The organism is Marinobacter sp. CA1, from assembly GCF_020546665.1.
Lineage (GTDB): Bacteria > Pseudomonadota > Gammaproteobacteria > Pseudomonadales > Oleiphilaceae > Marinobacter > Marinobacter xestospongiae.
In genome coordinates this window covers 1,601,823-1,625,982 of record NZ_CP071785.1, presented here as the reverse complement: position 1 = coordinate 1,625,982, position 24,160 = coordinate 1,601,823, and the positions used below count along the sequence as shown (strand labels likewise).

Annotated in this window: 18 protein-coding genes; 9 read left to right on the top strand and 9 right to left on the bottom strand. The window is 60.1% G+C overall.

Annotated features, from left to right (window positions below):
• Positions 1–27: 27 nt before the first annotated feature.
• The 3 genes from J2887_RS07565 to J2887_RS07555 are packed head-to-tail and all read right to left on the bottom strand — an operon-like array spanning position 28 to position 4,603.
• Positions 28–1,044, bottom strand: coding sequence for a virulence RhuM family protein (locus J2887_RS07565; RefSeq protein ID WP_227175374.1), 1,017 nt, complete (start codon positions 1,042–1,044; stop codon positions 28–30).
• Entirely contained in the window at positions 1,041–1,832 is a 792-nt protein-coding gene (locus tag J2887_RS07560) for a hypothetical protein (protein ID WP_222534591.1), read from the bottom strand. The genes J2887_RS07565 and J2887_RS07560 overlap by 4 nt, the downstream gene beginning before the upstream one ends.
• Positions 1,829–4,603 (bottom strand): class I SAM-dependent DNA methyltransferase, encoded by a 2,775-nt coding sequence (locus J2887_RS07555; protein ID WP_227175373.1) that lies wholly within the window; start codon positions 4,601–4,603, stop codon positions 1,829–1,831. Before J2887_RS07555 ends, J2887_RS07560 begins: the two co-directional genes overlap by 4 nt.
• A 298-nt stretch (positions 4,604–4,901) precedes the next feature.
• Between J2887_RS07555 and J2887_RS07550 the strand changes: the two genes are divergently transcribed.
• A complete protein-coding gene (locus tag J2887_RS07550) occupies positions 4,902–5,867 on the top strand; it encodes an AraC family transcriptional regulator (protein ID WP_227175372.1) in 966 nt (321 codons plus the stop codon).
• A 43-nt stretch (positions 5,868–5,910) separates the two neighbouring features.
• On the opposite strand, the gene J2887_RS07545 is transcribed toward J2887_RS07550, so the two are convergent.
• Both J2887_RS07545 and J2887_RS07540 read right to left on the bottom strand, forming a co-directional pair.
• Positions 5,911–6,786, bottom strand: coding sequence for a LysR family transcriptional regulator (locus J2887_RS07545; protein ID WP_227175371.1), 876 nt, complete (start codon positions 6,784–6,786; stop codon positions 5,911–5,913).
• Positions 6,787–6,803: 17 nt separating this feature from the next.
• On the bottom strand, positions 6,804–8,198 hold the full coding sequence (locus tag J2887_RS07540; RefSeq protein WP_227175370.1) for an SLC13 family permease: 1,395 nt from the start codon (positions 8,196–8,198) through the stop codon (positions 6,804–6,806).
• Positions 8,199–8,481: 283 nt separating this feature from the next.
• Here J2887_RS07540 and J2887_RS07535 point away from each other — a divergent pair, with 283 nt between their 5' ends.
• From J2887_RS07535 to J2887_RS07515, 5 genes are all read left to right on the top strand, one after another.
• Positions 8,482–9,810 carry an acetyl-CoA hydrolase/transferase family protein gene (locus J2887_RS07535; RefSeq protein ID WP_227175369.1) on the top strand — a complete coding sequence of 443 codons (1,329 nt, stop codon included), beginning with the start codon at positions 8,482–8,484 and terminating at the stop codon, positions 9,808–9,810.
• A 63-nt stretch (positions 9,811–9,873) separates the two neighbouring features.
• Positions 9,874–10,632: an acetoacetyl-CoA reductase gene (gene phbB / locus J2887_RS07530; RefSeq protein ID WP_227175368.1), complete on the top strand. Its 759-nt coding sequence runs from the start codon at positions 9,874–9,876 to the stop codon at positions 10,630–10,632.
• A gap of 81 nt (positions 10,633–10,713) precedes the next feature.
• A complete protein-coding gene (locus tag J2887_RS07525) occupies positions 10,714–11,106 on the top strand; it encodes a phasin family protein (RefSeq protein WP_227175367.1) in 393 nt (130 codons plus the stop codon).
• 104 nt (positions 11,107–11,210) lie between these two features.
• Positions 11,211–13,016, top strand: a complete 1,806-nt coding sequence (gene phaC / locus J2887_RS07520; protein ID WP_227175366.1) for a class I poly(R)-hydroxyalkanoic acid synthase — start codon at positions 11,211–11,213, stop codon at positions 13,014–13,016.
• A 159-nt stretch (positions 13,017–13,175) separates the two neighbouring features.
• On the top strand, positions 13,176–15,716 hold the full coding sequence (locus J2887_RS07515) for an ankyrin repeat domain-containing protein (RefSeq protein WP_227175365.1): 2,541 nt from the start codon (positions 13,176–13,178) through the stop codon (positions 15,714–15,716).
• A 71-nt stretch (positions 15,717–15,787) separates the two neighbouring features.
• Here J2887_RS07515 and eat read toward each other — a convergent pair whose 3' ends face one another.
• From eat to J2887_RS07500, 3 genes are read right to left on the bottom strand one after another with little or no spacing between them, the layout of a single operon-like run.
• Positions 15,788–17,221 carry an ethanolamine permease gene (eat, locus tag J2887_RS07510; protein WP_227175364.1) on the bottom strand — a complete coding sequence of 478 codons (1,434 nt, stop codon included), beginning with the start codon at positions 17,219–17,221 and terminating at the stop codon, positions 15,788–15,790.
• Between the two features lie 19 nt (positions 17,222–17,240).
• Positions 17,241–18,077, bottom strand: coding sequence for an ethanolamine ammonia-lyase subunit EutC (gene eutC, locus J2887_RS07505; protein WP_227175363.1), 837 nt, complete (start codon positions 18,075–18,077; stop codon positions 17,241–17,243).
• Positions 18,070–19,482, bottom strand: coding sequence for an ethanolamine ammonia-lyase subunit EutB (locus J2887_RS07500; protein WP_227175362.1), 1,413 nt, complete (start codon positions 19,480–19,482; stop codon positions 18,070–18,072). The genes eutC and J2887_RS07500 overlap by 8 nt, the downstream gene beginning before the upstream one ends.
• Before the next feature lie 325 nt (positions 19,483–19,807).
• Between J2887_RS07500 and J2887_RS07495 the strand changes: the two genes are divergently transcribed.
• The 3 genes from J2887_RS07495 to J2887_RS07485 all read left to right on the top strand — a co-directional run bounded on the left by J2887_RS07495 (position 19,808) and on the right by J2887_RS07485 (position 22,569).
• Positions 19,808–20,719, top strand: coding sequence for a helix-turn-helix domain-containing protein (locus J2887_RS07495; RefSeq protein ID WP_227175361.1), 912 nt, complete (start codon positions 19,808–19,810; stop codon positions 20,717–20,719).
• Between the two features lie 198 nt (positions 20,720–20,917).
• On the top strand, positions 20,918–21,589 hold the full coding sequence (locus J2887_RS07490; protein ID WP_227175360.1) for a c-type cytochrome: 672 nt from the start codon (positions 20,918–20,920) through the stop codon (positions 21,587–21,589).
• Positions 21,586–22,569 carry a c-type cytochrome gene (locus J2887_RS07485; protein WP_227175359.1) on the top strand — a complete coding sequence of 328 codons (984 nt, stop codon included), beginning with the start codon at positions 21,586–21,588 and terminating at the stop codon, positions 22,567–22,569. The genes J2887_RS07490 and J2887_RS07485 overlap by 4 nt, the downstream gene beginning before the upstream one ends.
• Positions 22,570–22,638: 69 nt before the next feature.
• Here J2887_RS07485 and J2887_RS07480 read toward each other — a convergent pair whose 3' ends face one another.
• Positions 22,639–23,892: an ABC transporter substrate-binding protein gene (locus tag J2887_RS07480; protein WP_227175358.1), complete on the bottom strand. Its 1,254-nt coding sequence runs from the start codon at positions 23,890–23,892 to the stop codon at positions 22,639–22,641.
• Positions 23,893–24,160 lie beyond the last annotated feature (268 nt).

The following is a 24,160-nucleotide window of genomic DNA, read 5'->3' as shown; positions in this document are numbered from 1 at the left end:
GTACTTCCTGTTTTAATCCCAGTCTGGTTATTTATCTGGCGTGTGGGTCTGGCGCTTTACCTGATCCTCGAGCTGCTCAAGCTCCTTGAGGTCTTCCTCGTCAGCCAACCTTGCTTCGTTGGCCTTACGCTTCTGGTCGAACTCGTCATAACGCTGGTGAGCGATCTTCTCCATCCTGTCGTGACTTACAGAGCCCGCCCCTTGCAGAATCGGGTGATCGTTGAACGCCAACATTCGGTCTACGTTGTTCCGCCAGAAATCCAACGTGAGCTCTTTCTGATTTTTCACCCGCAGCTCCGCCTGCTCAAGGAAGATCACCACCAGCCGATTGAGGCTGTCCATTTCATCGGCGGTCAGGTAGTTTTTCGCCGTGAGCACATCCTTCTTGCGCACCCGGGAACCTGTCCAGCTGGTCAGCGCCATGTTCGGCTGATCCGGGTCTGAACGCTTCAACACCAGCTCAGCAGCTGTGTAACCGGTTACGGCGTAAATCAGCTTGTTCTGAACCTCGGCAAAGAAAATCGAGGTTTCCCGCTCCCGAACCCGGTAATCCGAACTGAGCGCAAAGAGATCACGCACCTTCTGGTAGAAGCGCTTCTCCGATGCCCGAATCTCGCGGATACGTTCGAGCAGTTCATCGAAGTAATCCCAGCCGCCTGGGTTCTTCAGGCGTTCGTCGTCCATTACGAAGCCTTTCAGCAAGAATTCTTTCAGATGGGTACTTGCCCACTGGCGGAACTGAACGCCTCTCGGAGAGCGCACGCGGTAGCCAATAGCTAGGATCAGATCCAGGTTGTAATGAGCTATTTTGCGTTGAACCTGACGGCTCCCCTCGGTTCGAACTGTCAAGGATTCCTTGACAGTTGCCTCCGGAGTTAATTCACCGTCTTCGAAGATGTTCTTGGCATGAAGTGACACATTTTGCTTTGTGGTTTGGAAGAGCTCCGCTGTTTCGAGCTGGGTAAGCCAGACGCTGCCATTCTCTGCTCGCAGGTGGAGTTGGGTTTGGCCGTCGTCTGAAGTGTAAAGAATTAGTTCACTCATGGACTGGAGCTTCCTTGTTTCTTTCTGGGGGCATTGCCGTTGAGCCCGAGAGCCTTACTGAGCCAGGCTGGCATGACGGCATGATCATGATCCCAAAGGTCTGCCGGAACATCCCGCCAGAATGATTCAATTGCATCTGAGAACGCTTGAAACTGATCATCACTGACCGAAAGATCTTTATGGCTTAGGCCGTCAAAAAATAGTGGGGCGGTCCTGCCACAAATAGAGTCAAGTAGGTATTCAGGATACTTCTGCTTGAGCTGTGTTAAGGAGTCACCATTTCCATGCTTATAGACATTAACAACCAGCCGACAGGCATCCAGGTGGATATAGTAGGGCTTGCTTCGGATATCCCAGCCTAGAGGCTCGACCAACTCAGCAAAATTGGTAAGCGTTGCTTTCCATACAGCTTTTTCGAATTTCGTCCCCGAGCACCATCCCCTCATCTGGTCCACCATCCACTGGTGAAGCTGCTTATCCCACTCATGGTACATACCCGCAACTACACTCAGTCGAGTGCGAGTCTCCATACCTTTCAACAACTCATAGAACTCCAGGCCAGCATCAAATGCCTGCTCTTCAAAGTCTCCAGGCAAATGAAAATCTGGATTGAAACGATGATCGTTGTCCTCAAGCCATTTCTCAGCCGCTTGGTTCGCCTCGGCCTCAATATCAGAGAACTGTGATAGCAAGCGCTTTCTGGACTGTTCGACGTAGAAACGATGATTGGCAATTAGCGACCGCCGGAAAGGTTCCCACATTTGAAAAAGCGAGTATCTTCCCGTCATGATGCTCTCTGCTTTGTCTTGTTCTTCGAGGAAGAAAAGGCTGTCATTTTTGTGTAGAGCTCGAACAGCTTTTCCAGTCGCTCGGTATCGTTTTTAAAGCGCCGGCCGATGTAAATGCGCTCTAGAACCTCATCATTCTGTTCGTGGGCTTGCCTCAAGTCCGCAGGCATTGCTTCCGGGCGGTAAAGATCCGCAATAGCTGCCGGAAAATGCCCCTCCCGAGCAAGCAAAATATTCTCTGCACATTGAGTTAAGTCAGACTTGTTCTTCTCCGTGAGCCTGGGGATTGGAAAAGTATTCCACCCCATGGTATTGGAATATCTGAAATCTGTTTTCATTTTTCCACACACCGAACCGATCCAGACCAAATGCATGCGCGAGGCGATCAAAGCCATATTCCAAAGAGGAGCGTCGTAGAGCCCAAATGCAAGGTTTGTCAGAGTAGCCTTATTATCGATTACGCCTACTGGCAGGTAAGGCCGCCTCTCTGAAGAAACCGAGGGGACCACAATCGTATGCCTCCCACCAATCCTCATTAGCTTTAGCTGGTGGGCCCTTTTGGCAAGAGCGTTGGCTCCCTTATCCCGACTTGCAAGTCTAAGGGCACGCACCCTTTCTATTCGTTCAGCCAGTTCGGGGATTGACATTGCCTCTTCAAGATGCCGGTCCTCAATCCAAACGCAATATCTGTGTCTACCGTTTATGAAATCTGAAGACCCGTAGATCTTCCGTATAAATTTGGCCTTGGTGAACTCATCGAATTCGAGCTTTTTAAGTTCATATTCATCCAAGAGTAAGTTGCCGCCATCACTCGGCTTATTACCAAACTCCATGGGCGCAACATCAGAAATTGGTGTGCGAGTTTTATTAACAATGGTCACCGAACCAAGCGTCAAATATGGCGAGATAGCGTCTCCAAAACGCACAGAGACCGCTCCATCGCGCGAGCTTTCAAACAATGCCTTGGACCGATTGGAAACTGGAGAGATGCCAACAATGACTACAGTCACACCTGCATTTCGACTAGCTAAGTTCGACCATTGGAATGAAGTATGAGCAAAGTCTATCTCCAAGCCTTTTTCAAAAATCGGCGGCCAGAGAAGAGGAACCATTTGTCCCTGACATATAGAATTAGTTGATACAAATGCTGCTTTTCCTCCACATAGTGACATCCAATCCGCAGCTTTTAAAAACCAACCGGCAACATAATCAAGAAATCCTGTAGAGCCTACTCTTCCGTTAACGATCTCCTTTATTTCCTGCTTTTGACTCTTACTTTGCCAAGTCGAGCCTAGATATGGAGGGTTTCCGCATATATAGGTCTCTCCACCCTCGTTCTGAAAATCAATTTCAGATTGATCCAAAGGAGTCCCAAACAAATCATCCGCATTAAACCTCACGCCAGTACCTGTAGGAGGACAAATTGTTAGCCAGTCCAACCTCAGTGCATTGCCGCAAGTGATCCAGTTTTCAGCATCGAGTGGCAAAAACTCTTGAAGAGCTTCCTTTTGCCCTCGATACACGACATTGCACTGGTACTCTGCAATAATCAGTGCAAGCCTCGCGATCTCTGCGGAGAAATCTCGGAGCTCGATGCCTCGAAAATTCGTAAGCGGAATATCGCTCTTCCGCCCAGGTTCACCCCGCCGCTCATTGATCTCATTTTCGATCTCTCGCATCTGCTTATAGGCAATTACCAAGAAATTCCCTGAGCCGCAGGCCGGATCAAACACCCGAATCCGAGCCATTCGGTTGCGGAGATTAAGCAGCTTGCGAGGGCTATCACCAGCCTCATCCAACTTCTCCCGAAGATCATCCAGGAACAGCGGGTTTAGAACTTTAAGGATGTTGGGGACGCTGGTGTAATGCATCCCCAGCGAGCCCCTCTCCTCATCATCGGCAACAGCCTGAATCATTGAGCCGAAGATGTCCGGATTTATCTGAGTCCAATCCAGGTTACCAATATGTAGAAGGTAGGAGCGGGCGATCTTACTGAATTTTGGTACTTGAACACTGCCGGAAAACAAGCCGCCGTTCACATAGGGAAAACGCCCTGTCCATCGTGGCAGCTTTTCAGTCTCCCGATCAGCCGCCCGGGTGTTCATCGCCCGGAAGACCTGGCTGATCACCTCATGAGTGTTGGAGGAATCCCGGGCGCTCATCTGCTCTACGGTGTCAGTAAACAGGCTTTCACCAGCAAAAATATCGGTGTCTTCAGCAAAGAAGCAGAAAATCAACCTGGCCATAAAGTGGTTCATTTCATGGCGCTGCTCACTGCCGCCCCAATCCGGGTTATCTTTCAGCAGTTCAACATAAAGGCGGTTCAGGCGGCTGGTGGCCCGTATATCAAACGAGCTGTCCCGTAGCTGCTTAACAGTAGAAATGCCCGCCAGCGGCAGGAAAAACCCGAAATGATCAGGGAACTGCTGGTACTCACAGGCAACCGTTTCACCCGTTTCCAGATCTTCAGCTTCAAAATCAACGCCATCCGTAGAGAGGATAAATCGCGCTTTAGCCCGGGCAGTCGCGGGGCTCTCCCTGAGCTCTACCAGCTTTTGAGTGACCTGCCCGTTTTCAGCAACTGCGATGTGGACGTTGTTAGTCTGCAAGACTCCGCCAAGGTCGGACTTGTTGGTAGTACCAGCCCTCAGCCGCTTGATGGTGGTTTCTTTGTTACCAAAGGCGCGCAGAAAGGCGAAGGGGAATTCTTCCCTATCGAAAGCTTCAAGGGCGAGTTCAGATATTGCTTCTTCGATTTCTACTGCGTTCATGGAAACCACACTGCTTTGGTGTCATTTGATTCTAAGGGTTGCGAAGATTACTGAGCGGGCCAATTCTATCAGCTGGCTGCCTTGCATGCCGAGCCAGCGACAACTCAGTACCCCCCTCAATGTTGCGCTTAGACTTTGAAACCGCCCTTTCTCCATATCAGAGAGCCCTGTCACTCATCAGTCAAGCTTGGAGATCGGACGCATCAGGTGAAAAATCAGGGCACCTATTTCCTCTTTCAGAGTCTGATCCTTTTCACCAACACCCGATCAAGCCGAGCAATTCAGGTAACATTGCACCATGAAAAACAATTCTAAGAACGGTAAGGACACGCCCACGGTTCGGGCTGACATGAATGGGGGGCAGGCGATTGATCTGCCCGGAATTCGCGGTCGCATGGAGCGTCTGGAGTTTGCCAGCGGTCTGGTGCTCTACCGCATGGAGTACGAGGCCCTGGAGGATTGCTCGGTGCAGGTCCAGAACAGCTTCAGTGAACCCTGGCTGGGGTCGGCCATGCACCTGCAGGGACACTCGGAGCTGTCCTACCCTAACGGCAAGACATTTACCCTGACACCCGATTCCGCCCTGCTGATGCGTGTGGACCCGTCCGGCAGCCTTTTTAACCTTTTCAAGGGTCAGCTCATCCGCCATGTCGGCGTGGCATCGACACAGACGCCCCTGAAGACCCGGTTTGGCGGCGAGCTGCCTGAACGGCTCGCCCTGTTCGGTGACAAAGACTTTGGTGATTTTCAGCTCGGCCAATCGTTCTCACCCAGCAAGCGCCTGCGACAACTGGGGGGCAACCTCTTCGACCAGCATGCACGGGGCAGCGCCCGACTGTTAAAACTGGAGGGCATTGCCAATCTTTTTCTGGCGGAGATCATTGAGCTTTTCTGCGACGAGGTGAGTACAGACGACCGCATCATCGTCTGGGAAGCCCAGGCCCTGGCGGATGTCATCACGCACATCGAAAGCCATCTGGACAGCCCGCTATCCATTGCCAGCCTGGCAGACCGGGCCGGCATGTCCGAAAACCGCCTGGATCAACTCTTTCGCCAGAAATTCCAGCAAAGCTGTGCCGAGTATGTTCGCAACGAGAGGATGGTGGCCGCCAACCGTTGGCTGGCAAGTGGCGAGCTGGCCGTGAAAGACGTTGCGGGCATGGTCGGCTACAACCACGTCAGTAATTTTTCCCGCGCCTACCGCGCCCGCTTTGGTGAGACCCCGGCCAGAACCCTACGGCGAGCAACTACCGGTGCCGACTAGCACCAGTGCTCCGTCTGGCCGACCGAACCGGACACTGATGAGCCTACGCCAATAACTGCGACCGCAGCAGACTCACCACGGCTGCGACCAACGGGTCCTGATCACGACTGGCCAGCCAGGTGAACAGGACCTTTGCGGACTCGGTGGCGGGACAAAGCAGATCCAGTTCGCCGGCCTGCTGACCCAGCCGGGTGGACTCGCCGTGGAGCAGGCCAATCCCCACTCCGCTGGCGATCAGGGCACGGGTGTGGCGTTCACGATCCACACTGATGATCTTTCTGGGCCGGATGCCGTGCGCTTCAAACAACGCCTCGGCTGTTCGGCCGCAGCAGGTTCTGGCGTCCGGCAGCACCCAGGTGAAGGCTTCCAGTGCTTTCCAGTCCAGCACCTCCGGCTTCTCAAGCAGCCCCGACGATGCCACCAGATAGATGGAAAAGTCTTCCACCTCCAGGGCGGAGAACCCGGGCTCCCGGTTGCCGGTCTCATTGTAGAAGCCCGCATCCAACAGGCCATGGCGAATGTCCTGCTGAACCTGGGTGGAGTACCTCAGGGAAACGTCGAGCTCCGGAAAGTGCTCCGTCACGCTTTTTACCAGCTCGCCAACCCGGCTGGTGTTGGTGTCACCACTGGCCCCGAGGCGCAGCTGCCCGATCAACTGGCCCCGAATCCGGCTGGCCTCGGACATCAACGTCTGGTGGGCCGCCATCACTTCATGGGCCCGCTGCAACAGACGCTCGCCGGCCGGGGTGATTTCCATACCGCGGGGTGTCCGGGCGAAGATGGGCACGCCGAGGCTGTCCTCAATCGCCTTGATGTGAGCACTGACGGCCGGCTGGCTGAGAAACAGCTGCTCCGACGCCCGGGTGATGCTTCCCTCCCTGGCCACCACCACCAGGGTTCGCAATTGATGTATTTCCAAGTGTCATGCCTCGCCGTTCAGAGCCTGCCCAATAGATACCACCAAACCAGATCCAGCGGCAGCAGAATCACCACGGTGATCGCAAACAGCGCCAGACACAACCGACTCAGCACCGCCAGAGATACATACCCCATCTGCACCGCGGCCAGCAATGGTGGCGCCTGATAAGGCAGCAGCACACTGGAGAAGGCCAACACCTGGGTCATCAGTACGGTCGCCAGCGCCAGCCCGCTGGTGCTGGCCAGTTCCTGGCTGATCGGCGTCAGTATCAGCGGAATGCCCGGCAGATTGGTGACCATGCCAACCAGGGAGGATACCAGGGCCAGCAGCGCCACGTTGGCCACCGGCTGATCGCTGTTCAGTGGCACATGGTCGGCGATGGCATCCATCACCAGTTGCCCGACACCCACTTCTGCCATCACCGCGCCCAGCCCGATGATCGCCGCCACGAAGAACAGCGCGCCGTACTGCACTTTCTGGTTCAGGGTATCCTTGCCGACCAGCCCGACGCCCGGAAACAGGCAGTACAGTGCCACTCCCAAGCCAATCCAGCCAGGCGCAATGTGGTGCCAGCCATCACTCATCCACAGCGCCAGGCAGACCACCATCACCACGGCCATGTGCCGCCCCTGCCGGCTCAGGGGCTCCGTCACCATCGAGTCGGCCCGCTGCCGCGGAGGATCGGCCGGGAACCACCACAGGATCAGCAACAGGGCCGCCAGTGCTTTCAGCAGGCCCAGCACCGGCAGGTGCAACACCAGGTAGTCCAGGTAGGCAAGTTCGGCGCCGTAGAGGGTTTCCGACATGCCGGAAAGAATCATGTTGGGGACATTGGCCGGCAGGATCGTAAAGCCGGGAAAGAACACCGCCACCAGCGCCGCCAGCGACATCCCGGTATGGCCATTGCTACCTGGCTCGTACCCCAGGTGGTCCGCCAGCGCCAGCACCAGCGGCATCAACAGCACCATCCGTCCCATCGACGACGGCATCACGAAGCACAGCGCGATGCCGAACCCCAGCGTCGCCGCCAGCACCGATCCATAGCTCTGCCCCATACAGCGGGCGAGCAGCGACGCCAGGCGTTTGCCCAGGCCGGTGTAGTTCAGCGCGGCGCCGATCACCATGCCACTGAACAGCAGCCAGAACGTGGACGAGCGGAAACCGGCAAACACCGCCTCCGTTGGCGCCACCTGGGTCAGCACCGCCAGCAGCATGAACACCAACGCGGCCCAATAGTCGGGTATCGCACCGGTGGCCCAGCTGCCGATGCAGAACACCGTCAGGCCTGCCACCACGGCCACATCCCAGGCCAGGTACTGATGGCCCAGGCCCCACAGGACCACCGCCGTCAGGATTATCAGCATCACCTGGCCATGCTGCCCCGGCCAGTACTTCGTTAACACCCCCACCATCGCACTCTCCCAAACCGGACCATACCGGCTATCAATACACCCGGGAGATGCGCCGATCTCCCGCCTGAGTCATTGGAGAACGACAATGGCAAACCGTGCTGAAACGGTCCAATCGTAAGATCTGAGGTCTGGTATCAGGGTTCGTGAGGGCGGCGGCAATCGGCGGTCAGTACTCGACCAATGGCTGATATCCAAGACACCACTGGTCATAAATTGGTCACCACACGGTCATAACCCTCAGGCAGATTAGGCCAGACTTGGACCCTTAAGGAACCGGTGGCAAATGGATGTTTGGAACCCGGAGTTAAAGGCGCTCTACCACCAACGGCTGCTGACGCCAGCCGACGCCGTGCTGCAGATTGCAGACTGTCGCAACCTGATTCTGGGCATGAGCGCGGCCCAACCGCCCGCCCTGATGGCGGCTGCCGCCGATGCCCTCAAGGATCGGCTGATCGGGCCCCTCGCGCTCTATTACCTGCACGGAACCGACGCCTTGCGCCGCAGCCTGCTGATACCGGAGCTCGCTGACCGGCTCACCCCAAGACCGCTGTTCCTGAGCCCGGCAGACCGGGACGCCATGGCCCAGTCCGCCTCCCCCAACTGGGTGGAATTCGTTCCCGCCATGCTGCATCAGGTTGGGCGACTGCTGACCGAGCACATCGAACCGGACTGCTTCTTCGTGACGGTGTCGCCAATGGACCGCCATGGTTACTTCAGCCTTGGCACCAACGCCGATTACGGCGCGTCGGTCATCCGCAAGGCCCGCAAGGTGGTGGTGGAGGTGAATCGCCAGATGCCACGGACGTTCGGAGAATGCTCGGTCCACATCTCCGAGATCGACCATATTGTGGAGCACGACCATCCGCTGGTGGAGGCCACCCCGAACCCGCCGACCGACGTGGACCTGCGCATCGCCGACCGGATCGTCGAGCGTATTGACGATGGCGACACCCTCCAGATCGGGGTTGGCGGTGTCCCCAACGCGGTGCTCGCCAAGCTGGCCAATCACCGCGATCTGGGCCTGCACAGCGAACTGTTCTCACCGGCGATGATGCCGTTGATCCAGTCCGGCGTCATGAACGGTCGCCGCAAGACCTGGATGCAACACAAGCACGTGTTCACCTTTGCCCTGGGAGACCGGGCGCTTTACGACTTCCTCGACGACAACCCCGCCATCGTCGGTTATCCGGCATCCTGGGTGAATAACCCGGACATCATCCGCCTCAACGACAACATGGTCTCCATCAACTCCGCGCTGGAGATCGACCTCACCGGCCAGATCAATTCCGAACAGCTCGGTGATCGCCCCTTCTCCGGCGCCGGCGGCCAGCTGGACTTTGTGCGCGGCGCCTACTCCGCCCGCAACGGCCGCTCCTTTGTCGCTCTGCGTTCGACCGCCCAGTCCGGCCGGCTCAGCCGGGTGGTGCCGCGTTTGCGCGGGGGCACTGTGACCGATCCACGCAACGACGTGCATTTTGTGGTGACCGAACACGGCTGCATCAATTTAAAGGGACTGTCGATTCCCCAGCGGGCCCGGGCACTGATCAACCTGGCGGCACCGGAATTTCGGCAAAGCCTGGAAAACGAGGCCATCTCAATGGGCCTGCTTTGATCCAGGACAAAAAACAACCAGCCGGTTTCTAGTTCAATTCTTGTACACACAGGGGGTACAGCAATGACAACACACAACAACTCACGCATTGCATTGGTCACCGGTGGCACCCGGGGCATTGGCGAGGCCATCTGCCGCGCGCTGGCGACCGATGGTTATCAGGTGGTGACCACCTATCGCAACGAGGAGCGGGAACCGGACGCCCGCGACTGGCAGGCACGCATGGCGGGTGACGGTCTGGAGATCGACCTGGTGAAAATGGACATCGCCGACGCCGACAGTTGCGAGCACGCGGCCAGCGAACTGCTGGAACGCTACGGTCGCCTCGATGTGCTGGTGAACAACGCCGGTATCACCCGCGATGCGGTGATGAAGAAGATGCCGCTGGAGAGCTGGCACGACGTCATCCACACCAACCTGGACGGTGTCTTCCAGGTCACCCGCTGTTTCCTCGACACCCTGCTTGCCCAGGGCTATGGCCGCATCATCAACATTTCCTCCATCAATGCCCAGAAGGGGCAGTTTGGCCAGGTCAACTATTCCGCCGCCAAAGCGGGCATCCACGGTTTCACCAAGGCGCTGGCCCAGGAGACCGCACGCAAGGGCATTACCGTGAACACGGTGTCCCCCGGCTATGTGGAAACCGACATGGTGCGGGCCATCGACGAGAAGATCCGCGAGCAGATCAAAGCGCAGATCCCCGTTGGCCGCTTCGGTCAACCGGAGGAAATTGCCCGGCTGGTGACGTTCCTGGCGGACGAGCAATCGTCTTTCATCACCGGAGCCGATCTTTCCATCAACGGCGGCATGTTCATGCACTGAGCAGACACCGCCGGTAACGACCGAGCCTGTTGCTGTGTACAGGCGCATGCATGACGAACCCAACCGAAAAGGTAGCAAGCGATGTTCACTGACTCATTCAAGTTTTCCTCCGAACCGATGACCCGCGTCAACAAGCTGATGATGGACACCTGCGAAGGCGTTGTTGAAGCCCAGATGGCAAGCCTGAAGGGCTACCTGGGGCTGATTGAGGAGCAGACCCGGGCGGCGGCCTCGATTCGTGACGTCGATGGCGTCAAAGGCTTCGTTGAGAGCCAGCCCGAGCGTTTCAACCAGCTGGTCAACCGGGTGTCCGAGGACTTCCAGCAATTCAGCAAAGTGGCCGAGGATTTCCGCAACGAAGCCAGCCAGCTGTTCCAGGAATCCGCCGCCAGCAACGCCGACGACAGCGCCGAGGCCAAGCCGGAGGCGCCCGCCAAGACTGCCCAGAAGAAAGCGGCAACGCCTGCCAGCTAGTCGGTCCGCAACGAGTCGGTCCGCAACGAGTCGGTCCGCAATACGGCCAACCGCCACCGGGTTTCTCCGGTGGCATTTCTACGCTCCTGCCCCAGAGGTCCCCGATGGAATCCCTGACCAAGTTCGCGAAAGACTACGTTCGTCATGCCTCCGCCCTGCTGAAACTGTCCCAGGATACGGTCGCCCGTACCCTCAACCCGGCCAAACTCTCCACCCCGGACAGCTCCTTTGTTCAGGATGTCAGCAGCAGCCTCTCCTCCGCCTTTCGCGAGGCCATCATCGATCCGTCAAAACTCATGCAGGACAACGCCGATCTGGCGATGAAATACTGGCAGCTCACCCAGAACGTGGCGCTGACCGCACTGCGCCAGCCCACAGACCCGGTGGTTGCGCCCCAGCGCAGCGACCACCGCTTCGATGACGAGGCCTGGCAGCGCAATCCCTTCTATTACGCCATCGCCCAGAGCTATCTGATCAACGCCGAGTACCTCGACAAGCTGACGGACGATCTCGACGGTCTCAGCGACGCCAACCGCCGCCAGCTCACCTTCCTGGTGCGTCAGTTCGTCAACGCCCTCGCCCCCACCAACTTCTTCATCACCAACCCGGAAGCGGTACGCAAATGCCGCCAGACCTGGGGTCTGAGTGTGGTACAGGGGCTGGAGAACTTTTACCGCGACATCATCCGCAGCCGTCAGTTGCTCAACGTTTCAATGACCGACGAGAGCGCCTTCAGGGTCGGCGAAAACATTGCCACCACGCCGGGCAAAGTGGTGTACCAGAACCGCCTGTTCCAGTTGATCCAGTACCAGCCAAGCACCGACACCGTTCACAAGACGCCGTTGCTGGTGGTGCCACCGTTCATCAACAAGTACTACATCATGGACCTGGCGCAGAAGAACTCGCTGGTGCGCTGGCTGGTGGCCCAGGGCCACACGGTGTTCATGATTTCCTGGGTGAACCCGGACGAGTCCTACCGCGACACCAGTTTTGAGGACTATGTTCAGGAAGGCGTGCTGGAAGCCATGGACGCGGTGGAGAAAGCCACCGGTGAGCGTCAGCTCAACACCATCGGCTACTGCGTTGGCGGCACCCTGCTGGCCACGACGCTCGCCCATCTGAAGAAAGCCGGTGACGACCGGGTGAAATCCTCCACGTTCTTCGCCACCCTGCTGGATTTCAGTGATCCGGGCGAGATCGGGGTCTACCTCAACCAGCGGGTAGTGCAGGCCCTGGAGAATTACATCGACAAGATCGGCTACTACGACGGCCGCTTCATTGCCCTGAGCTTCTCCTCGCTGAAGGAGAACAACCTGATCTGGTCCTACTTCGTCAACAACTACCTCAAGGGCGAGCCACCGCTGCCGTTTGATCTGCTGTACTGGAACTCGGACTCCACCAACCTGCCGGCCACCATGTACAAGTACTACCTGCGGGAAATGTACATCAACAACCGCCTGCGTGAGCCCAATGCCCTCACCATCGCCGGCACCCCCATCGACCTGGCCAGCGTCGACACCCCGTCGATGTTCGTGTCCGCCCAGCAGGACCACATCGCCCTGTGGAAATCCACTTACGCCGGTTACCGCCTGTTCAGCGGCGAGAAACACTTCGTACTGGGACAGTCCGGCCACATTGCCGGCATCATCAACCCGCCGGAACCGGGCAAGTACGGTTACTATGTCAACAACATCAACAACGTCAACAACGATGAAAACGGCGACGAGGCCGAAACCGCCGAGGACTGGTTCGAAGGCAGCGAGCATCACCAGGGCTCCTGGTGGCCCCACTGGCAATCCTGGGTCAGCCGCTTCCAGGGCGAGGACGTGGCACCGCGGCTGCCCGGTGACAGGGAACTGGAGGTCGTTGAGGACGCCCCCGGGCACTACGTCCAGAAGCGACTGGTCTGATCCAGACGCCGGCCCATGACCTCCCTGACCTCATAAATAGCTCATAGATAGCTCATAGATTGAGGCCATGGGCCGGCCGGACGCCCCTCTGGGCCCTGGCTGCAACTTGCGGTAGCATGCCAGCGATCAAACCACCCACACTGGAAAAGGATTTTCACAGTGATTGCCTACCGGCCCCTGACCCTCGCCGTCACCCTGGCGACTCTGGTCGGTTGCGCCCAGCAACCGCCAACCCCCGCTGCCACGCCAACAATCGAGCCCGTGCCCGACCTGGTTGCTGCCCTGGAAACCACCCCCTACCAGGTCACAGACAACGGCCGTACCCCGCTGGTTCGGGGTCTGCAGTCACCACCGGGAAGCGATGCCCGGGCACTGGCAGAGCGCCTGCTGGCGGAGAGTTCAACCACCGCAATCGCCCTGCTCCGCCAGATCAGCCAGCGACAGCTGAAGGCCGGTGAACTGGACCAGTACCTGGCGCAGCAGCGCTTCTACATCGACGTTCCCATCGATGAACAGGGCCACACCCTGCTCAGCAGCCTGGCCGCCGGCTATGGTTTCCAGGACCACCTTCAGGTGCTGCTGGCTCATGGTGCCAGTCCGCAGACCCGCTTCGGCGATGACAAGTTGACTCCGCTGATGCAGGCGATTCGTTTCGGCAGCCTCGCCAATGCCCGGTTGCTGATTGCAGGTGGTGTCGGCGTCAACGACGCAAGCGCCAAAGGGCTTACCCCCCTGCACCTGACAGCGAGCCCGGAATCGAGCGGTCAGCGCGCTTCCGACCTAGCGCTGATCCAGCTGCTGGTTCAGGCCGGCGCCAAGCTCGATGCCAATGCCCCCTCCGGCATCACCCCCCTGCAGCTCGCAGTGCTCAACGATCGCCCCCGGGTTGTCGACGCGCTTCTGACCGCCGGCGCTAACCCGGACCTCCGCGATGACCAGGGCCGAACTCCGTTGCACAATGCCATCCGGCTCGACCGGCCACACTTGCGGGACCAGCTACTGGCGGCCGGCGCCAATCCCGACATCGCAACTGACCGGCTCTGGACACCGCTAATGACGGCAGTCGACAGGGGGGACCTGGCCACGACACAGGCACTACTGGCCGCCGGCAGCACTCCGGACCTGCAGACCGATGACGGCGCAACGGCACTTCACCTGACCGCCGATACCAGCTGCCTGAGCGGCCTTGAAAATGACCCCGAACTGGCCCGACGGCTGATTGCTGCAGGCGCTAGCCTGGACATCCGCAACCACAAAGGCACCACCCCGCTGTACTGGTCGATTGCCAATGACCGGCCACACGTGAGAGAGCAGTTACTCGCCGCGGGGGCCAATCCGGACATCGGCACGCACGATAACTGGACGCCCCTCCATGAGGCGGTGTTCTGGGGCCGGGAGGCTGCCGCCATCGCCCTGATTGAGGCCGGGGCAAACCTCGAGACCACATTCGAGAACGGCTGGACACCGTTGCACTACACCACCAACACCCTGGAGCACGGCAATCGGAAGTACGACCGTCTGTTGGCGCAACAACTGATTCAGGCAGGTGCCAACCTGAACCCGCGCAACAGCGATGGCTTCACGCCACTGGCCCTGGCGATCATCAATGAGCGGGCGAGTCTGCGCGACGTCCTGCTGGCCGCCGGGGCCGATCCCGGCGTTGGCGACAATAATGGCTGGGCACCACTGGGCCTTGCCGCCTACTACGGCCAGGTGACCTCAGTGGAGAAACTGCTGGCCGTGGGCGCCGATGCCAACCAGCGAGACGACCTTGGCCGCAGCGTTCTCCAGCAAGCCGTCACCAACAAGGAACCTGACGACAGGTCGGCACCAGCACGCATCACACGATTGCTGATCGAGGCCGGGGCCGATCCCAACCTGCCGGCGGACAACGGCTTGTCCCCCCTGTTCATGGCGGTGATGAATGACTTTCCAGAGGTACGCGATCAGCTGCTTGAAGCGGATGCCAACCCCAACGCGACTATGATTGACGTCGGCTCGCTGCTGGGACGGGCAACGTCTCGCGGCAAACGCGAATCCGTCCAGAAACTGCTGGCGGCCGGGGTCAATCTGGCCCCCGACGAGAGCAGTGGCCGAACCGCGCTCCACATTGCTGCCTTCACCCACCACGCCGACCTCATACAACCGTTGATCGACGCGGGCCTCGATATCGATGCCCAGGACCATGAAGGCAAAACCCCGCTCTTTCTGGCCACCCACCATGCCGGTGCGACCCGGACCCTGCTGGCAGCCGGTGCCGACCCCAACATTCCCACCAGGGCCGGCTGGACCCCGCTGCTCTACGCGGTTCTCAATGGCCGCCATGAACCCGCCGCCATATTGCTGGATCACGACGCGGACCCCGACGCGAAGGTCACCGCGACCGGTGATACCAGCCTCCATCTGATTGCCAGGGTGGCTCTGGAATGGTACCGCGAACATCAAAAGGACCCGGACCTGATCAGAAACCTGGTGGCTGCCGGCGCCGATCCCGACAGTCGCAATGTCGATGGCAATACCGCGCTTATCCTCGCCGTCCGCAACACCCGCCCCAAACTGGTCGCCGCCCTGCTCGAACAGGGAGCCAACACCGGCATCACCAACAATGCCGGCAGCACCGCCGCTAACGAAGCGGTGCGGGTGGGTGCCGAGGACTGTCTGGCACTGCTTCGGGAGCAGCAACCCGTCGCCCAACGGTAGCCGGTGACAAACGACAAAGCCGCCCCGTGGGGCGGCTTGGCAGAACCGTCAGACGTTAAGCGCGGTCGGCGCTAGGCGCCTGCGGTTCGCGCATCGGCAAGGATGTCGTCATCAAGGCTGTGCTCAGCATCGAGCACCAGCGCCAGCTCCTCTTCGGCAGTGCCGGCCACCCGCTGGTGACGACCGTAAAGGGCGTAGTACAGCGCGCCAACCACAAACAGCACCAGGGTGTAGTTGAAGGCCCGGGGGTCAAAGGCGTAGACCCCGGTCATCGCCACCAGCGACAGCACCAGGGCCAGACCGGAGGTGAAGACTCCACCCGGTGTCCGGTACGGCCGCGCCAGGTCCGGCTGCCGCAACCGCAGCAGGATGTGGCTGAGCGCCATCAGCGCGTAGGACAGGGTCGCCCCCACCACCGCCATACCCAGGATCAGATCCCCCTCACCGCTCAGCGACACCAGGAACCCGAAGATCCCCGGAACCACCAACGCCCACACCGGAGCCTTGCGCTCACTGGTCAGGGACAGGAGGCGTGGCAGGTAGCCCGCCCGGGACAGCGCGAACACCAGTCGGCTGTAACCGTAGATGATGGAGAAGAACGACGCGATCAGACCGGCCAGCCCCAGCACATTGATCACCGTGGCCAGAGAGCCGCTACCCGTGGCCTTGAGGGCATCCACCAGGGGCACCCCACTGGCACCAATCATTTCAGCACCGGCCGCGCCGGCCAGCAGGATCACCACCAGCAGTGCGGTGCCCAGCAGGAACACCATGGCGCCGATGATGCCCCGGGGCATATCCCGCGCCGGGTCCTTGGCTTCCTCCGCCGCCAGTGGCACACCTTCCACCGCCAGGAACAACCACATGGCGAAGGGCAGCGCCGCCCAGACCCCGTACCAGCCGAATGGCAGGATTTCACTGGCACCGGCCGCGGCCGATGGCGCAATGTCGAACAGGTTGGCGGAGTCGAAATCTCCCACCAACGCCACCGCGGTGGCCAGGATGGCAAACACCGCCAGCCCGCTGATCACCATCATGACCTTGAGCGCCTCGCCCACGCCCGCCAGGTGAATGCCGACAAAGACGGCGTAGAACAGGGCGTAGACCCAGGGGCCGTTGATGCCAAGCAATTCTTCCACCGCTGCGCCAATGAAGATCACGATGGCGGCGGGCGCCAGAGCATACTCGATGAGCACCGCCAGTCCGGTGAGGTAACCCCCGGCCGGTCCCATGGCGTGGCGGGCAAAGCTGTAGCCCCCGCCAGCGGCCGGAATCGCCGCCGACATCTCAGCCAGCGCCAACACCAGGGCAAAATACATCGTTGCCATCAACGCCATGGCAACGGCAAAACCGCCCCAGCCGGCCTCGCCAATACCGAAGTTCCAGCCGGCAAAGTCGCCGGAAATCACATAGGACACCCCCAGACCAGCCAGCAGTATCCAGCCGGCGGTGCCCTTCTTGAGCTGGCGCTTGGCCAGGTAGTCGTTATCAACCGTGTTTGTCATGCAGTCACTCCACAAGTCGTTATGATTGGCCGTCGTTGGTCAGGAAGTTCTTGTTGTTGGTGGAAGAGTCGATCACAACCTCGCCGGTACGATCCTTGAGGCCGACGCCGGACAGGCCCAGACGATGGGCTTCCCGCAGCAGGTAGATCAGTCGTTCGCTGGCCTGGTCGAAGCTGAGCCCCGCCGGCCGCACATTGGAGATGCAATTGCGGCTGGCGTCCGTCAGCCCGGGTTTCGGATTCCAGGTCAGGTAGATCCCGACGCTGTCCGGGGAGCTCAGGCCGGGGCGTTCGCCGATCAGCACCACCACCGCCCGCGCCGACAGCAACTGGCCGATGTCGTCGCCAATGGCAACCCGTCCCTGCTGCACCACCGTCAGCGGCGCCAAGCGCCAGTCCGGTTCGGTCTGGCCCAAAGCATCGAGAAAGCAGGCAAGGAATGGCGCCACATTGGCCTGGATCGCGGACGAGGACAGCCCGTCCACCACCACCAGCGCCAGGTCGGCTCCGTTGCCGCTGACCTGCTCCGCCAGCCGCTCCCGCGATGCATCATCCAGACGCCGTCCCAGATCTGGCCGCTGCAGGTACTGGAATCGGTCCGCAGCCTGGCTGTGCAGCAGCACCGGTTCGCCGGGTTCGGTCAGGCCGGGCAGCGACGCCAGGTCGCCGGTCAGGCGGTCAATGTCCAGTGGCAGGTGGACGGCGTCCCGGGCCCGTGCGTGGGCCAGCTGGAACTCCAGCAGTTGCTGGGTTGGCAGGCTGATCCCGGCGCGGCCCAGGCCGATGCGGGCGTCGGTGTAACGGCGCAGGTGATGCCAGGGATTGGTGACCACCGGGGAGGGATGTTGATCAGCCACGGCGCACCTCCCCGTCCAGCGCCGCGAGGCGGCGGCCGAACATCGGTGGTATCGCCGCACTGGGCTCATGGCGCCGGACATCCTCGAATATCCCCATGCGCTCGAGCCAGTGTTCAAACTCCGGCGCCGGACGCAGATCCAGGGCCCGGCGGGCGTAGAGGGCATCGTGGAAAGAGGTGGTCTGATAATTGAGCATGATGTCGTCCGAGCCCGGAATGCCCATGATGAAGGTACACCCGGCCACGCCCAGCAGCGTCAGCAGGTTGTCCATATCGTTCTGGTCCGCCTCGGCGTGGTTGGTGTAACAGATGTCGCAGCCCATGGGTACGCCCAGCAGCTTGGCGCAGAAGTGGTCCTCCAGCCCGGCCCGGATAATCTCCTTGCCATCAAACAGGTACTCCGGCCCGATGAAGCCCACCACGGTGTTCACCAGCAGTGGGCTGAACTCCCGCGCCACCGCGTAGGCCCGGGTCTCGCAGGTCTGCTGATCCAGACCATGGTGGGCATTGGCGGACAGCGAGCTGCCCTGCCCGGTTTCGAAATACATCACGTTCTCGCCGACGGTCCCCCGCCCCAGGGACAGGGCCGCGTCCTGGGCCTCTTTCAGGGTGGCCAGGCTGAAGCCGAAACTTTCGTTAGTGGCCTGGGTACCGCCAATGGACTGAAACACCAGATCCACCGGTGCGCCCTGCTCCACCGCTTCCAGGGTGTTGGTGACATGGGTCAGTACGCAGGACTGGGTGGGGATGTCGTATTGCTGGATCACCTCGTCCATCAGCCGCATCAGCTTGATCGCCTGAGCCACGTTGTCGGTGGCCGGGTTGATGCCGATGACCGCATCGCCATTGCCATACAGCAGACCGTCGAGAATGCTGGCGGCGATGCCGGTTTCATCGTCGGTGGGATGGTTGGGCTGGAGCCGGGTCGAGAGATGACCGGGGCGACCGATGGTATTACGGAAGGCGGTTTCAACCCGGCACTTGCGGGCGACCAGGATCAGGTCCTGGTTGCGCATCAGTTTGCTGACGGCCGCCACCATCTCCGGGGTCAACCCCGGTCGCAGACGGGTCAGCGCCTCGCTGGAGGCTAGGTCACTCAACAGCCAGTTGCGGAAGTCACCCACGGTCAGGTGTTCGACGGCCTGGAACGCCAGGGGGTCGTGGCGATCGAGGATCAACCGGGTGACTTCATCGTCTTCGTAGGGAATCAGCGCTTCAGACAGGAACCGCTTCAGCGGTACCTCCGCCAGACACATCTGAGCGACCACGCGCTCTTCGGCGGAATCGGCAATCACACCGGCCAGGCGATCTCCGGACCGCGCCGGCGTCGCCTTGGCCATCAACTCCGCCAGGTTGCGAAAACGCCAGGTTCGGGGCCCCAGCGTGTAGACATAGCGACTGCTCATCGGAACTCCTGTGACATCGCGCCCGCCGCAGCGGGAATGGATCTTGCTCAGTCAATTCACTGTAATGACGACAGCACGCAGGAGTTATCGAATTTTGGCAAACCCGAGGGCAATGGCCGGCCGCATGGCTTCATCAATGGACTCGTGCCTGGGCGCCGCTCCAGCCGCAGATTCAGGCACGGGGCCAGACGACGCGGTTGTCAGCGAGGGTCCAGGCAAAGAGTGGCGAAAAACACCATCCGCATCCAAGCTGGTAGAGATCTCCAACCACAGGGAGCCAGCGGTGCACTACAACAACAACCAGTGCGCACCAAGGCGGTGCACAATGTTAAGCCAGGATGCCCACAGACAGGCCAGGTACCTCAGTCGATGGCATCAGGAATACGACCAGATCAGCCCCGGCCACTTTCACGGCCGGATTGACGAACTGCACCTGGGCGACCTCCAGGTGTATCGGGAAAGCACCAGCCAGGCACTGCGCCAGCAATGCCAGGTCTGGTCCGACAGTCTGTGGATCGGTATCCCCAGCCAACACGCGGAATGCCGCATCAATGGCCAGGCTCTGGGCCGGAACGATCTGTTCTGCCGCCCAGGAGACACCCTGTTTGAGCTGGTAACACCGCCCGAACAGGAAATCCTCGGGCTGGTGGTACCGAGGCAGGCGCTCCAGGCCGTGGCCGAAGCCCAGGGCATCGCGCTATCGCCGGCCATCCTCGAGCACCAGCCCCGGCTGACCCTGCCCCACAACACCCGGCAGCAGCTGAGCTATCTGATTCGTCGCCTGTCCTGCGCCGACACCAGTCAATTCAGTGGCCGTATCCACCGGGATCTGCTGCTGACCGCGCTGCTGGAGGTTCTGGCCCAGGACACGCCAACACCGTCGGTGGCGCCCAGCTATCGTCATCGCCGTACCGTGGTGGACACCATCAAGGCCTATATGGACAGCCATGACGAAGGGCCACTGACGGTTACCGAACTGTGCAAGGTCGCCTGCGTCAGCCGTCGTACCCTGCAATACAGTTTTGAGAGCATTCTCGGCATCAGCCCGGTGCAGTTCCTGCGGGTCACCCGGCTGAACCGGGTAAAGCGGCGGTTAACCGCCCCGGATACCACCACCGTCTCCGACGCCGCTGCCAGCCAGGGCTTCTATCACCTGAGCCAGTTCGCCGCCGACTACAAGCAGCTGTTCGGCGAGACTCCGTCAACCACCCTTCGCAACCGCGCGATCCCCGCCTGACGCATCGGGGGCACCGCGCCCCCGCTGCTCTCCCCGCACCTATCCTCTGCACCGCTCCCCGGCCCGGTTTTACCCGTACCAAAGGCCGCCTCACTGCAAAGTGATTGAGGACCTCAAGCGTCCATTGCAACCATCACAACAAGGAATATAGTTATTCCTGCAAGTTACAAAAACAGAAAACGGATAGAGAGGACCACCATGCGATATTCGACACACCTGCTGTTGGCAGGTGCCCTGTCGGCGCTGGCTTGCAGCCCGGCCCTGGCCCATGGAGATGCAGCCAGGGGCCAGCAATGGGCCAGCCAGGGCGACGGCAGCGGCGCCCCCTGCCTGGCCTGCCACGGTGCCAATGGCGAGGGCAACGACGCCGGCGGTTTCCCCCGCCTGGCGGGTCTGGACGCCGACTACCTGACCAAACAGATGCTGGACTACCGTTCCGGTGCCCGCGTCAGCCCGATCATGCAACCCAATGTGGACAGCTTCAGCGAAGCACAGATCCGCGACCTCGCAGCCTACTACGCCGGCCTGCCCAGTCGCTCGGTTACCGTCACCGGTACCGTCAGTGACGAGCTGCTGGCACTGGGTGAGACGCTTGCCAACAACGGTGACTGGGACAGCTACATTCCCCCCTGCGCCACCTGCCATGGCCCCGGCAATCGCGGCGTCGGCGCCAGCTTCCCGGCGCTGGCGGGGCAGAGCCCCAACTATCTCAGTCAGCAACTGAAAGCCTTGCAGAGCGGTCAGCGCCATAACGACCCCAACCAGTTGATGGCGGCCGTCGCTACCCGACTGAACGATCAGCAGATCGAAGCGGTGGCGGCGTACCTAGGTCGCCTCAACGCCAGCGACGACGGGGAGATCAAACCATGAACAGTCTGCGCTACACCAGCGCTGTCACCGCCATGGTGCTGAGTTTGACAACGCCACTGGCCGCACAGACCGAGGTTCCGGTCAACCTGCCCACCTACGAGGAAGGCAAGTACGTCCACCAGGCTCCCACCGTCGAAGACCTGATGGCCGATGAGAGTCTGCATCCGGAGCTGCGGGAGGTGATCCTCAAGGGCCGGGACATGTTCCTCAACACCCAGCAGTTCCGCGGCGAGTACGTCTTCAACGACATGACCTGCAAGTCCTGCCACATGGGCGAGGGCCGAATGAACTGGTCCGGACCGGTCTGGCCGGCGGTCACCACCCTGCCGGACTTCCGTGGCAAGAACCGGCACGTCAACTCGGTGGAGGAACGCATCGCTGGCTGCTTCGCCTATTCCATGAACGGCCAGCCGCCAGCCTATGGCAGCGACGACATGCTGGCCATGGTGGCCTATCACCAATGGCTTGCCCGCTCCGCACCGGTGTACGAACGCAACATTGCCGGCCGGGGGTTCAGCCATCTGGGTCGGGAACGTCCGGAACTGGACTATGGGCGTGGCCGTGAGGTGTATGAACAACAGTGCGCGGTGTGTCATGGCGACGATGGCCAGGGCCAGCACAAGGATGGCCAGGTGGTGTTTCCACCACTGTGGGGAGACGATTCCTACAACTGGGGCGCGGGGATGACCCGTATCTTCACTGCGGCGTCGTTCATCAAGAACAACATGCCACTGGGCAAGCCCGGCTCACTGTCAGACGACGACGCCTGGCAGGTGGCCAACTACATCAACTCCCAGGAACGCCCACAGGACCCACGCTATACCGGCGATGTCCGTGAAACCCGGGAGCAGTTCTACAACTTCCACCAACACACCAACTATGGCACCGAGGTGAATGGCCAGTTACTGGGAGACCATTACAACACCGGCCACAAACCCTTCCTGAAACCCGACAACCTGCGGCCACGTACTTTCGAGTGAGACCGCCGGACTGCCCCAATCGGGGCAGTCACCGGTTTTTTACCGCAGTTGAGCCATGAGCCGCCGGGCCTATTGCAGGGTCAGCGGCTTGTTGGCGGCGCGGCGCTCCTGCTGCCACTGTTCCAGTGTCTGCGCCGCTTCCAGCCCGCCGATCGAGTCCACCACTTCGAAGAAGTCGCTGCGCATGTCATCAACCACCACCTGTTCCCGGGGTTTGCTGCGCACCACGTAAACGGTCTGCAGGTTCTGGTGATCAAAGTCACGCCACTGCTGGGTATCCTTGAGCAGGCTGTAGCTGTGCCCCTCCAGTTCCCGGATCAGGGCGTCGGTGCGGGTGGTACCGGCACGTTCCACCGCATCCTTGTACTGATAGACAATGCTGTAGGCGGTCGCTGCGGTTGACGACGGACGCAGGTCGAACTGATTGCTGAAGGATTCGACGAAGGCCTGGCCGCGGGCAAAGTCGAACTGGTAAGGAATCATCCACTCCCACGGCGTGGTGGCAATGACGCCTTCCATGATGGTGGCTCCCACTTTCTTTGCCATCCCCAGGGTGATGTTGGGGACCACAATCTGCATCCGCTCCTTCAATCCCATTTCATGAACCAGGCGCAGTGCCCGAACCATGTCGTCGCCAAACAGCACCAGCACCAGCACCGTGGCATCACTGGCTGCCGCCTGCTCAAGTGCCGCGCTGAAGTCACTGATGAAGGCATCGGGGAAAGGCGTCAGTGCGCGGCCATGATCCTGAACGTTCTCCGTATTCGTGAACCGGCGCACGGACTCTTCGGTGGACCAGCCCCAGATGTAGTCTGCGGTGAGGTAGAAGTACTCGTCGTTGGCGAAGTTGGCCTTCAGGTACTTGCCAAGGGCGCTGGCGGTCATCCAGGCGTTGGGATACTCCCGGAACATGTGAGTATGCCCTTCGCTTCCGGTGGTGGCATTGGAGGAGGTCTGGGCACCGAAGTAGAGTCGACCGCGATCACGGGCCACCTTACCGGATGCGATGGTCACCGCGCTGGAGGAGCCACCAAACACCATGTCGACGCCTTCGTCGTCAATCAGTTCGGCGGTATTGGCTGCGCCCCGCTCGGGGTCACCGGTGGTGTTGCGAATAATCAGTTCGACAGGACGGCCCATGATGCCGCCGGTGTTGTTGATCTCCTCAACCGCCAGGAAAGCGCCCAACCGCTGCTGCAATCCCTGATCTTTATAGCGGCCGGTTTGGGGGTAGTTGAGGCCTAACTTGATACTGTCCGCCATCAACTGGAAGCTGCTGAGCAACAGCACAGCTCCCAGGAACAACAGGCGTGTCCGGTTCATAGGCTGAATTCTCCTTATTAGCCTGTACCGGTCTTGTGCCGCTAGAACCTTCCTGACGCGGTGGGCGCTCCTGCACCCCTGACATCGTCCAGAGAGCCTGTTGGAGACCGGTACCATTTCTTGGATTTGTTGTGGGACCGAATAGTCTCAGTTTAAGGAGCCTAGGCTCCTTGAGGGCACATATAATCAATCAAACCAACAAGGTAGGCATGGTAATTATTGTTACCATATGTAAGAAGGCTAACAAACGCACAAAGGCTGGTGAATT